General features: G+C 68.5%; 13 protein-coding genes. 9 read left to right on the plus strand and 4 right to left on the minus strand.

The annotated features are described in order from the left end of the window. The first annotated feature begins 20 nt into the window (after nt 1-20). The 4 genes from ACO07J_RS03935 (at nt 21) to ACO07J_RS03950 (ending at nt 3772) form a co-directional block, all read left to right on the plus strand. Nucleotides 21-1514, plus strand: a complete 1494-nt coding sequence (locus ACO07J_RS03935) for an MFS transporter (RefSeq protein ID WP_422026523.1) — start codon at nt 21-23, stop codon at nt 1512-1514. A 121-nt stretch (nt 1515-1635) separates the two neighbouring features. Then, entirely contained in the window at nt 1636-2286 is a 651-nt protein-coding gene (locus tag ACO07J_RS03940; protein WP_422026525.1) for a dihydrofolate reductase family protein, read from the plus strand. A 7-nt stretch (nt 2287-2293) separates the two neighbouring features. After that, on the plus strand, nt 2294-2800 hold the full coding sequence (locus ACO07J_RS03945) for a GNAT family N-acetyltransferase (RefSeq protein ID WP_422026527.1): 507 nt from the start codon (nt 2294-2296) through the stop codon (nt 2798-2800). A 147-nt stretch (nt 2801-2947) separates the two neighbouring features. Next, a complete protein-coding gene (locus ACO07J_RS03950) occupies nt 2948-3772 on the plus strand; it encodes a helix-turn-helix domain-containing protein (RefSeq protein WP_422026529.1) in 825 nt (274 codons plus the stop codon). A gap of 27 nt (nt 3773-3799) precedes the next feature. Here the strand turns inward: ACO07J_RS03950 and ACO07J_RS03955 are convergent, their stop codons facing one another. From ACO07J_RS03955 to ACO07J_RS03965, 3 genes are all read right to left on the minus strand, one after another. After that, nucleotides 3800-4225 carry a VOC family protein gene (locus ACO07J_RS03955; RefSeq protein WP_422026531.1) on the minus strand — a complete coding sequence of 142 codons (426 nt, stop codon included), beginning with the start codon at nt 4223-4225 and terminating at the stop codon, nt 3800-3802. A gap of 256 nt (nt 4226-4481) precedes the next feature. After that, nucleotides 4482-5705: an MFS transporter gene (locus ACO07J_RS03960; RefSeq protein WP_422026533.1), complete on the minus strand. Its 1224-nt coding sequence runs from the start codon at nt 5703-5705 to the stop codon at nt 4482-4484. Between the two features lie 112 nt (nt 5706-5817). Continuing rightward, a complete protein-coding gene (locus ACO07J_RS03965; RefSeq protein WP_422026535.1) occupies nt 5818-6735 on the minus strand; it encodes a LysR family transcriptional regulator in 918 nt (305 codons plus the stop codon). Between the two features lie 60 nt (nt 6736-6795). Between ACO07J_RS03965 and ACO07J_RS03970 the strand changes: the two genes are divergently transcribed. From ACO07J_RS03970 to ACO07J_RS03980, 3 genes are all read left to right on the plus strand, one after another. Next, nucleotides 6796-7122: a cupin domain-containing protein gene (locus tag ACO07J_RS03970; RefSeq protein ID WP_422026537.1), complete on the plus strand. Its 327-nt coding sequence runs from the start codon at nt 6796-6798 to the stop codon at nt 7120-7122. 116 nt (nt 7123-7238) lie between these two features. Continuing rightward, nucleotides 7239-7652, plus strand: a complete 414-nt coding sequence (locus ACO07J_RS03975; RefSeq protein WP_422026539.1) for an SRPBCC family protein — start codon at nt 7239-7241, stop codon at nt 7650-7652. A 50-nt stretch (nt 7653-7702) separates the two neighbouring features. Then, the gene (locus ACO07J_RS03980; protein ID WP_422026541.1) at nt 7703-8566 is read left to right on the plus strand and encodes an alpha/beta fold hydrolase; all 864 of its coding nucleotides are present in this window, start codon (nt 7703-7705) and stop codon (nt 8564-8566) included. Nucleotides 8567-8643: 77 nt separating this feature from the next. Here ACO07J_RS03980 and ACO07J_RS03985 read toward each other — a convergent pair whose 3' ends face one another. Further along, nucleotides 8644-9573 carry a LysR family transcriptional regulator gene (locus ACO07J_RS03985; protein WP_422026543.1) on the minus strand — a complete coding sequence of 310 codons (930 nt, stop codon included), beginning with the start codon at nt 9571-9573 and terminating at the stop codon, nt 8644-8646. 99 nt (nt 9574-9672) lie between these two features. Here ACO07J_RS03985 and ACO07J_RS03990 point away from each other — a divergent pair, with 99 nt between their 5' ends. Continuing rightward, on the plus strand, nt 9673-10614 hold the full coding sequence (locus tag ACO07J_RS03990) for an SMP-30/gluconolactonase/LRE family protein (RefSeq protein ID WP_422026545.1): 942 nt from the start codon (nt 9673-9675) through the stop codon (nt 10612-10614). Nucleotides 10615-10676: 62 nt separating this feature from the next. Beyond that, on the plus strand, nt 10677-11711 hold the full coding sequence (locus tag ACO07J_RS03995; RefSeq protein WP_422026547.1) for a TRAP transporter substrate-binding protein: 1035 nt from the start codon (nt 10677-10679) through the stop codon (nt 11709-11711). Nucleotides 11712-11765: the final 54 nt, after the last annotated feature.

The raw sequence follows: 11765 nt of genomic DNA on the forward strand, positions 1-11765 counted from the left end.
CGATGTAACGGAGACCTGCCATGTCCAGCCACGACACCACACCGCGCGCCGGCCGCCGGCAATGGGCCGCCATGGCCATCCTGGCCCTGCCGTGCCTGCTGTATTCCATGGACCTGACCGTTCTGAACCTGGCCATGCCCGAGCTTTCCACGGCCCTGCACCCCAGCGAGACCCAGTTGCTGTGGATCGTCGACATCTACGGTTTCGTTCTCGCGGCCGCGCTGATCCCGATGGGCGTGTTCGGAGACCGGATCGGCCGGCGGCGGCTTCTGCTATGGGGGGCCTTCGCCTTCGGCACCGCCTCGCTGATCGCCGCCCTGTCGGACAGCGCGCCCATGATGATCGCGGCGCGCGCCTTCATGGGGCTGGCGGCAGCCACCCTGGCGCCCTCGACCCTGTCGATGATCACCACCCTCTTCCCGCACCCGCAGGACCGGCAGAAGGCCATCGGCATCTGGATCGCCAGCTTCTCCTCGGGTGGGGCGCTGGGGCCGGTCATCGGCGGGCTGCTGCTCGAGCATTTCTGGTGGGGGTCGGTGTTCCTGATCAACCTGCCGATCATGGCGCTGCTGCTGGTGCTGGGGCCGCTGCTCCTGCCCGAGGCGCGCGACCGCAGCGCCCCGCGCCCCGACCTGCCCAGTGCCGTGGCGTTGCTGCTGACCGTGCTGGCGCTGGTCTACGCGATCAAGCACGCGGCGGCCCATGGCGGGGCGTGGCCCGTGCTGGCGGCACTGGGGGTCTGCGCCCTGGCGGGCCGGTACTTCCTGCAACGGCAGGGGCGGCTGGCCGATCCCTTCCTCGACCTGGGGATGTTCCGGTCGGTCCGGTTCTCGGCCGCGCTGGGGATCAACATCCTTGGCTTCTTTGCGGCCTTCGGCTCGTTCCTGCTGATCGCGCTCTACCTGCAGATGGGGCTGGGCCTGTCGCAGCTTCACGCCGGCCTCGCCGCAGCGCCCTCGGGCCTGGCCTTCATCCTCGGGGCGGTGACGGCATCGGCCCTGGTGCCGCGGCTGGGCATGGCGGGGCTGATGGCCTGCGGCTTCCTGCTGGCCGCCGCGGGGTTCGGTCTCTCCGGCATGGCCGCGGCCCAAGGCAGCCTGGCGCTGCTCATTGCCGGGTATTGCACCTTCTCGCTCGGCCTCGCGCCGGTCTTCACCCTGACCACCGACGTCATCGTCGGTTCGGTCCCGCAGGAAAAGGCGGGGGCGGCGGCGGGCCTGTCGGAGACCAGCAGCGAGCTGGGCGGCGCCCTGGGCATTGCCGTGCTGGGCAGCCTGATGACCCTTGTCTACCGCCTCATGCTGGCCGACAGCCCGCACCTGCTGAACCTGCCGATGGGCGCGGCCACCGGCGACGGACCGGCGGCCGACATGACCGCCGCCCGCGAAGCGCTGGGCCAGGCGCTGCAGGCTTCCGCCTGGCTCTGCGCCCTCATTGCGGTGATCGGCGCGGCCCTGTCTGTGATGATCCGGACGCGCCGACCGCTGGCCCGGCCCACGGAAGATCTTTCGTAACGCGCCCGGGACCGGGGCGGCGGGCCTTCGCCGCGCCGCCCCGATTACCTGGCACGTAGTTGAACCGTGCCCGCCATTGCCCTAACCGGTCGGCACATCATCTGTCTTTCGGGAGGGCGGCATGTCGCGGCTTCGTGTTCACTGTTTCAGCATCTCGCTGGACGGCTTCGGTGCCGGCCCGGGGCAGGACCTGGACAACCCGCTGGGCCGCGGCGGCACGCAGCTGCACGAGTGGTTCTTTCCGACCCGCACCTTCAGGGCCATGCAGGGCCAGCCGGATGGCGCCACCGGGCCAAGCGACGAGCTCGCGGCCCGCGGGTTCGAGAATATCGGTGCGTGGATCATCGGCCGCAACATGTTCGGCCCGGTCCGGGGGCCCTGGCCGGACGACGGCTGGAAAGGCTGGTGGGGCGATACCCCGCCCTACCATTGCGACGTGTTCATCCTCACGCATCACCCGCGCGACCCGGTCGAGATGGCGGGCGGGACGGTGTTTCACTTCGTGACCGACGGGATAGAGGCGGCGCTGGAGCGGGCGAAAGCATCGGCGGGGGGCAAGGATGTCCGCGTCGGCGGCGGGGCGAACGTCATCCGCCAGTACCTCTCCGCCGGCCTGGTGGATGAAATGCACCTGGCCGTCTGCCCGGTGATCCTCGGCGCAGGGGAGCCCTTGCTGACCGGGCTGGACCTGGCGGCATGCGGGCTGGACCGGGTCGAGTACCGGCCGACCCGCGCGGCCGCCCATTACGTGCTGACGCGGCAGGCGGGGTAGGCATCGCATGGCGGGTCAGACAATCCTGGTCACCGACCGTTTCCGCCTGCGCGAGTTCGAAGAGGGCGACCGCGCCGCTTTCCTCGCCTGTCACGCGGACCCGCAATTCGCGGGCTTCCACTCGGACGAGGAACGCCGGCCCGACCACCTGTCGTCGGTCTTCGACCTGTTTCTCGCCTGGCCCGCGGAACGCCCGCGACGCAACTTCCAGTTCGCCATCGCCCCGCGCGACACCCCCGGGGGCTATGCCGGGAACGTGGGGCTGCGCCTCGAGGGCCTGCCCCCGGGCGAGGGCGAGCTGGGGATCGAACTGATCCCGGCCTGGTGGCGATGCGGCGCCGCCTCCGAGATCCTGCGCGCCGTCCTGCCCTGGGCCAGGGCGGCCCATGGCATCGACAGGTTCATCGCCAGAACAGCGCCCGGCAACCTGGCCGCCGAACGTCTCGCCATGGGCGCGGGCCTGCACCTGGTCGGGCAGGACGGCAAGCGCCACTGGTGCTCGGCCCCGGAATGACCGGCCCGATACGCGCCTTCCCGCCGAGGGGCCCGGTCATCACGCCCGCCCGGCGGCCTCGGACCTTGGACAACCGGGCCCTCGCGGCCATACTTCCATCGGCGCCGCACACGCTCGCGGCCCGTCCTGCCTGAGAACGAACCGGTCATGCATGTCGGCACCATCCTCCGGACCGCGCGGGAAAAGGCGCAGGTTTCACAGCTTGCCCTCTCGCTCAGCCTGGGCGTCTCGCAACGGCATGTCAGCTTCGTGGAAAGCGGACGCTCGCGGCCGGGGCGGGATCTGATCGTCAGCTGGATGCGCGAGGTGCAGGCGCCGCGCTCCGTCGGCAACGCGGCCCTGCTCAGCGCGGGCTTCTCGCTGCTGCCCGATCACGGCCCCTCGGGCCCCGCCCGGCTCGAGGATGTCAGCCCGGTGCATCACCGCGTGCTCGACGTCCATGACCCGATGCCGGGGATGATCTTCAATGCCGACTGGCGGATGATGCGGCTCAATGCCGGGGCGACATGGCTGTTCACGCAGATCATGCCGGAATTCCTCGCGGCGCGGGGCAGGGATCAGGGCGGCTGGGACATGATCGCCGGCATCGCGCATCCCGGCGGCCTGCTGTCGCGGATGCCGGAGCCGCTGACCATCGGCCGGCGCCACCTCAACCAGCTCCGGATCGAACAACTGACCCGCCCCTGCCTGAAATCTCGTATCGACGGGCTGGAACACGTGCTGCAGGCAAAGTTCGGCGAGGCGCTGTACAACCCCGCCGCCATCGACCCCGAGCCGGGGCTCGACCTGCATTTCGACACGGCCCACGGCCGGCTGAATTTCTTCACCGTCCAGACGGTGTTCAAACTGCCGCAGGACGTGGCCCCGACGACGATCCGCACCGGGCTGTGGTACCCGGCGGACGATACGACCCGCCGGGTGCTCGAACGTCATGTCGCGCGGGCCGGGCCGCCGGATCAGGACGTGGCCTGACACCAGGGGGCCGGCCCGCAGCCCGGCCTACTCCTGCATGTACTGGTCCCAGAACCCCGCCTTTGGCTCGATCTGCTCCACCACGTCGACCAGGACACCGGCCGGGTCACGGGTCATGAAGCGCCGCTGTCCCCACGCCTCGTCCGTCAGCGGGTGAACGATGGGCGCGCCACCGGCCTTGAACCGCTCGTAGACCGCCGCCGCGTCGGACACCTCGACGGTCAGGATCATCCCCTTGCCGTCAAAGCTTTCGGGGCCGGGCGGGGTCGACGGGTGATCGGGATGCATGAACGCCAGCGTGGCGCCCCGGCCATCCGCCTCGGCGGGCCCGACCAGGTAGACGAACCAGCTCGCCTCGAACGCCACGTCAAAGCCGAACCGGGTGACATAGAAATCGCGTGTCGCCTCGAGGTGCGGGGTGGTGATCAGTGGATAGAGGTCGCGGACCTTCATGTCGGGGTCTCCTTCTGCATGGGTCAAACTGGCCAGTCCGGCGGCCAGAACGGCCGCGAGGGCAAGTCGCAATAGATGTCGGGCCGGCCACAGGGGCCGATTGCCGGGATACGTCATGGGGGGCCTTTCCAAACGGATGAGCAATACGGTTGCGAGCGCAATCAACCAGCCTCATCCCGTCCGAGCAATTACCTGCCTGGTAATCATTTTGCCCTCGCCCCGGCCCTTACTGTACCGGCCCTTTCCGTCCCGGCCCCTACCGCACCGCCGTACGGTCCCCGGGCCGCGCCAGGCTTTGGAAACTCGCGACGTTCCGCAGGTCGCTGAACCCCGCCACCGCGAAGGACATCACGAACGCCCCGGCCACCAGCACCAGCCCGCCCTGCGGGCCGGCCTGTCCCGCCACCACCCCGCCGATCATCGCGCCCAGCGGCCGCACGCCATAGATTGCCGTCTGGATCACCGCGTTGACCCGGCCCAGCATCTCCGGCGGCGACACCAGCTGGCGCACGGAATTCTGCGCCACCAGCCACATCGACGGCCCGAACCCCAGGACGAAGAAACACAGGTAAAGCCACGCCTCGGGCGACCCCGTCCCGATACCCAGCAGGCCAAGCGCCGCAAGGGCAGAACTGCCCGGCCCGAAAAGCAGGATGACCGACGGGGCGATACGCCCGCCCATCCGTCCCGACACCCATGCCCCGGCAATGGCGCCGATCCCGAAGGCGGACAGGGCCACGCCGAAGGCGCCCGGCGGGTACCGCCAATACCCCTGGATCACCGGAAGAAGCACCACCAGAAGCGCCGCGAATGCCAGGTTCCAGCACACGGCGCAAAGCGCGATCGGCCGTAACAGGTGATGGCCGGTCACGTACCGCCCGCCCTCCCTGATCCGCACCAGCACGGGAACCGCCGGTTTCGGCCTGACCTCGAACTCCGGCAGCGTCAGCGCAAGGCCAAGGGCCGTCACCGCCCCCGCGATCGCCAGCGCAAAGACGATCCAGGCCGGGATGTCCGCGATGATCCAGCCGATCACCAGCGGCACGGCAAAGGTACAGATGGCGCGCGGCACGTCCAGCGCGGCATTCGCCCGGGCAAACATCGCCGGCTCGACGGCGCGCGGCACGATCGACAGGGCGGTCAGGCTGAACAGCACCACCCCGAATCCCGCGAAGGTGATGGCAAGGCCGAAGACCACGACCGCCCCGGCCAGAACCCCGGCCAGCGCCATGCCAAAGCCCGACAGGGATATCAGCGCGGCGGCCAGCGCAAGCCGCCTGAGCTGGAACTGGTCCACCATGATCCCGAAGGGCAACGAGCCGAGCAGGTGCGCGGTCGACTGACAGGCAACCAGAAGCCCGATCACCTCGGGCGACGCGCCGAAGGACAAGAGGGCCACCAGCGGCACCGCCACCAGCGCGGTCTGATCGGCAAAGTGCATGCCGAAGGCCGCACCGGAAAGTCGAGACAGGATGGACATGACAAAACTCCGAAAGGGGATGCTCTGGCCTAGTCCCGTCGGCGCGGCTTGCCGACCCGGTTCTTGCGGTTCCGTCAAAGGGTGGGCGGTTTCTCCGGCCGGGCAGGGGGGCTCAGCCGCCCTCGCGCCCTTCGAACAGCGGCTGCAGCGCCCTGAATTCCGCGTTGAGGTGATCCGACAGCGCCCGCATCCTCGCCGTGTGGCGAAGCTCGGCATGGGTCAGGAACCAAAGGTCGCTGGCCAGCGCCTCGATCGGCGGTCCGACGCGCCGCATCCGCTTGTCGGGATCGGCCAGGTAGCAGGGCAGGATGCCAAGGCCCGCGCCGCTGGCCACGGCCGCCGCGAGCGTGAACAGGCTGTTGGCCTGCATCACCGCCCGCGCCATGTGGCCCTCCCGCGTCAGCCAGGCATGAGAGGCCAGGTGCGAAAGCTCCCCGTCCGGCACGACCCAGCCGTGACGGGCGAGATCGACGGGTTCGCCGGGCGCCGACGCCCTTGCACCATAGATGCACACGGCGATCCGGCACAGGCGCCGCCCGACCAGGTCGTCATCGGGCTCGCCCCCGGCCCTGAGGGCGGCATCGACCTCGCGCTGGCGAAAACTCGCCATGCCGACGCCCGACCGGATATCCAGCGTGATCCGCGGGAACGCGCCGCGAAACGCCGTCAGCACCGGCATCAGCGGGCCCGCCACCAGCGTGTCGACCGTGGCGAAACGGATCGTGCCGGTGGCGTCGGTATCGGCATCGCCGATCCGGGCCTCGAGCGTCGCGACCTCCCCGGCAAAGCGCTCCGCAAGGGCGGCGGCCTCCCGTCCGGCGGCGGTGAGGGTCACGCCGGTATTGTCACGCCGGAAAACCAGCGTGCCCAGGCGCGCTTCCAGTGACTTGGCCTTGCGGAACACGGTCGGGGTGCTGACACCCAGCATCCCCGCCGCCCCGGCAAAGGATCCGGCCCGCGCCACGTAGAGGATCAGGCGCAGATCGTCCCATTGCAGTCTGTGGTTCTCGAAATGCAGCATTACATTCATGTATCTACACGAATTTCAAATCTGATGATACACCGAACTCCGAAACCGGAGGATGCGGAAATGCCGATACACCATCACCCCCACGCGACCCACCCCTGCAGCAAAGAGATCGAGGGCCACGCGATCGGCTCCGACGTGTCGCTCATCTTCAACTTCCTCGACGCGCCCGGCCAGGGCCCCGACCTGCACCGCCACCCCTATGCCGAGACGTTCATTCTCCGCGAAGGGGAGGTGAGCTTCGTCATCGGGTCCGAGTCTGTCGAGGCCCGCGCCGGGCAGGTGCTCGTCGCACCCCCCGGCGTCCCCCACAGCTTCCGCAGCAAGAGCGCGCGGGTCGACATGATCGACATCCACGCCAGCCCGCATTTCGTCACCGAATGGCTGTAGCGGCCCCCGGCGCCGTCTCGCCATTACCTGCTGCGTAATTGATCCGCGTCAGGCCGGACCCTACCGATGGCACTGACATCCCGACCACCCAACCCACCACGAAAGGAAAGCCAGCCATGGCAGCCCGGAAAATCACCGTCGAAAGCAAGGTCGACGCGCCCGTCGAAACCGCGTGGCGCGCCTACACGTCGCCCGGCGACATCACGCAATGGAACGCCGCCTCCGACGACTGGCACTGCCCGGCCGCGACCGTCGACCTCCGCGAAGGCGGCGCATTCACCTCGCGCATGGAGGCGCGGGACGGCAGCATGGGGTTCGACTTCGCCGGCACCTACACGAAGATCAGGACGAACGAGCTGATCGAGTACACGTTCGGCGACCGCTCCGGCCGGGTCGAGTTCCTCCCCGACGGCGCCGCCACCCGGCTGCGCGTCACCTTCGACGCCGAGACCGAGTCGACCATCGAAGAACAGCGCGAAGGCTGGCAATCCATCCTCGACAGCTTCCGGCGCCACGTCGAAGCCAAGTGAAACCCCGGGGCCGGCCACCGCGCCACGCCCCTGCCTTCAAGAGGTTCCCAATGTTCCGTCACATCCTGCTCGGCGCGGTTCTCCTCGCCGCAACCCCCGTCCTCGCCTGGTCAGAGCCGCAAGGCCAACGCGTCGAGGTCAACGGCATGACGATGTATTACGAGGTCTCGGGCGAGGGCGATCCGCTGATCGTGCTGCACGGCGCCTACATGAACATCCCCACCATGGGCGGGATCATCCCCCGCCTCGCCGAAACCCACCGGGTCTACGCGCTGGAATTCCAGGGCCACGGCCGCACCACCGACATCGACCGGCCGATCACCTACCAGAACCTTGCCGACGACGTGGCGGCGTTCATGGACGCCGCCGGGCTCCAGACGGCCGACGTGTTCGGTTACTCCATGGGCGGCGTCGCCGGGCTGCAACTGGCGATCCGGCATCCCGAAAAGGTGGGCCGCCTCGCCGCGGCCTCGGTCGCCTACGACATGAAGGGCATGCAGCCCGACTTCATCGCCTTCCTGCCGAATCTCGTCCCCGAGCTGTTCGTCGGCACCCCGTTCGAGGACGAGTGGCGCAAGCTCGCCCCCGATCCCGAGGGCTATCGCGCGGTCGTGGAAAAGCTCATCGCGCTGGAATACGAGCCGATGGCATGGGAAGACGAGGTCGCCGCCATCGAGGCGCCCGTCCTGCTCATCGCGGGCGACGCCGATACCGCCACGCTGGAACACAGCGTCGCGATGTTCCGCCTGCTCGGGGGCGGCGTCATGGGCGACTTGGGCAAACCGCTTCCCGAGTCCCGCCTCGCCATCCTGCCCGCCACCTCGCATACCGCCGTGATCGGCCAGGCAGACCTCCTCCACGCCCTGATCGAGCCCTTCCTGCAAGGCGAGACGCCGAAAGGCATGTTCGAATAACCCCCACCACCACTCACGAAGATCGGCCACCCCTCCTCCCACCGGCGCGGGGGTGGCCGTACCCTTTCCCGCGCCACTCAAGGCTTCCTGACGAACAGGTTCTGCGCCTCGGCCGTGTCGAAGAACCGCTTGCACTGGTCGGCGAACGCCTTGGTCCGCCGGCTGATCCGGTTGCCCGCCCGCGTCGCCAGCACGATGTTCGGGCTGTTGCCGGTCTCCTCCAGCGGCCGGCAGGTCACGCTCAGCCCGCTATAGGTCGTGTCATAGGGCGGCCGGATATTCAGGATCGCCACGCCCAGCCCCGCCGCGGCGGCGCTGCGCACCATCTCGAAGGATTCCAGCTTCTGGATCGGTCCCGAGACCACGCCCGCCTGCTCGAACAGCGACCGCACGTAGTTCCGCGATTGCGGTAGGTTCAGCAGCAGCAGCGACCGCTCTCTCAGGTCGTGCAGCGATACCACCTCCTTGCCGGCCAGCGGATCGTTCTTCGCAAGCACGGCGTGCGGCGGCGCATTGGCCAGCGTCTCGTAACTGAATTCCGGCCACAGCCCCGCGTCATAGGTGATCAGCGCGTCGACCGACCCGTTCCGCAGGCTGTGCTGGATCGACATCATGTCGCCCTCGTTGAGATGCACGGTCAACTCCGGATAGCTCACCCGCAGGTCGCGGATCACCAGCGGCGCGATGCTGGGCGAGATCGAGGTGAACGCCCCCACCCGCAGCTCGCCCCGCAGGTCCGGCCCGGTGCCGCGCAAATCCTCGGCATAGGCCGCCGCCTCGTCCAGCAGCTGGATCGTCTTCGACACCGCCCGCTGGCCCGCCTCGGTCGTCGTCAGCCCCTTCGACCGGCGGCGCACGAAAAGCTGGATGTTGAACTCCTGCTCGAACGCGTCGATCGCCGACAGGATCGACGAGGTGGAGATGCTCAGCTCCGCCGCCGCCCCGCTGATCGAGCCGTGGCGGGAGGCGGCGATGACATAGTTGAGCTGACGCAGCGATATCTTCATTTTTTGTATCTAGCTTTCTCATTAAATACATTATGCTGGCGCGAAACGTTCGGCTAGCCTTTTCCAAAGCAGACATGCAATCCGTGGGAGGAGAACAGCATGGCCTTGGAACGGCAGGCCGCCGGCGATGCCCGATCACGCCCGACATCGCGCGACCGTGCCGTGCATTGCCTGTGGCAGGGCCCGGCCCGGCTGGGGGAATCCCCGCTCTGGGACACGCGCCGCAATCGCCTCTTCTGGATCGACTGCCTGGGGCAGACGCTCTGGTCGGCCAATGCCGACGGCGGCGATCCGCGCTCCTGGAACCTGCCCGATGTGATCGGCTCCATCGGGTTGTGCGAGGATGGCCGCCTCGTCGTCGGCTTCGCCCGCGGATTCGCGCTGGTCACGCCGGGGCAGGGCGGGGCCGAGGTGGAATGGATCGGCGACCCCGACCCCGACAATTCCGGCACCCGGCTCAACGACGGCAAGGTCGACCGGCAGGGGCGCTTCTGGTGCGGCACGATGAACATTGATTTCACGGCCACCAACGCCGCCCTGTTCCGGCTCGACCCGAATGGAACATGGGCCCGCATCGACGACGGCTTCACCGTCTCCAACGGCATCGCCTTCTCGCCCGACGGGGCGCGGATGTACTTCTCCGACAGCCGCGTCGACCGCTCCTACCAGTACGATCTGGACAGGGCGACCGGCCAGCTCTCGAACCGCAGGGCCTTCCTCGACACCACGGCCTACGAGGGTCGCGTCGATGGCGCGACGGTGGATGCCGATGGCTGCTACTGGGCCGCGCTCTTCAGCGGCGGCGCCGTGGCCCGCTTCGACCCCGACGGCACGCTGATGCAGAAGATCGACCTGCCGGTCAGCTGCCCCACCATGTGCAGCTTCGGCGGCCCGGATCTCGACATTCTCTACGTGACCTCGGCCACCTTCACGCTCGAGGAAGACGAACTGGCGCAACAACCGCTGGCCGGCGCGCTCTTCGCCATCGAAGGGCTCGGCGCACGGGGGCTGGAGGAGCCCCGCTTCGCAACACCGGGATGATAACCCGGATAAACGCCGGGGCAATCCCGGCACGTCGCAAGACGATCAAGGGAGGAAGAAGAATGAAGAAACTGTTTCAATGCCTGGCCCCCGCCATCGCGGTGGCCTTCGCGGGGCTCGGTGCATCGGCCCCGGCCAAGGCCGAGCCGCGGGTCACCCTGACCTTCGCGCATTGCTGCCCGGCCGAACACACCTACGGCGTCTACGCCCATACCTTCGCCGATCGCGTGGCCGAGAATTCCGGCGGCGAGATCAAGATCGAGGTGCTTGACGGCGGCGTCATGGGCACCGAACAGGCCATCGCCCAGAAGGTGCAGCTCGGCACCGTGCAGATGGGCGGGATCACCTCCAACAACGTGGCCCAGCTCGCCCCCTCGCTCAACGTGCTGGTGCTGCCCTATCTTAGCTCCGGCCCCGAGGACCTGACGGGCGAGGGCGGCCTCCTGCGCGCCGGCGCCTTCCGCGACGAGCTCAACGAGCGCGTGAAGGCCGAAAGCGGTACCCTGCGCATCGTCGGCGGCTTCACCAACGCCTTCCGCAGCCTCTTCGCCAAGGACCAGTGCATCGACAGCATCGACGACCTTCAGGGCCTCAAGATCCGCGCGCCCAAGAACCCGGTGATGACGGCGATGTGGGAAAGCTGGGGCGTCTCGACCTATCCCATCGCGTGGGGCGAAACCTTCGGCGCGGTCGCCACCGGCGTCGTCGACAGCTTCGACAGCCCCACCGACGTGGTCCTGAACATGGGCTTCCACGAGCACATCAAGTACATCACCGAGGCCACCTACCTGCCGCTCGCGGCGGTGGTGATCGTCAACGAACCGGCCTTCCAGGCGCTCTCGCCCGAGGACCAGGAGATCATCCTGACATCCGCCGACGAGACCGACGTGCTCCATGCCGAACACGTGAAGCAGAACCAGGCCAAGGTCCGCGAGACCCTGACCAACGACCACGGCGTCACCTTCTGCGAACTGGAGGATCCCGAGGTCTGGGCCGACCGCGCCCGCGGCGCCTGGCCCCAGCTCTACGACCTTGTCGGCGGCGGCAAGGAATGGGTCGACATGACGCTGACCTACAAGGAAACCGGCAGCTTCTAGGCCCCGGTCGCACAAAAGGCGCGCGCCCCGTGGCCCCACGGCGGCGCGCCCGAC

Origin of the sequence: Roseovarius sp. (assembly GCF_965228755.1) — a bacterium.
Classification (GTDB): domain Bacteria; phylum Pseudomonadota; class Alphaproteobacteria; order Rhodobacterales; family Rhodobacteraceae; genus Roseovarius.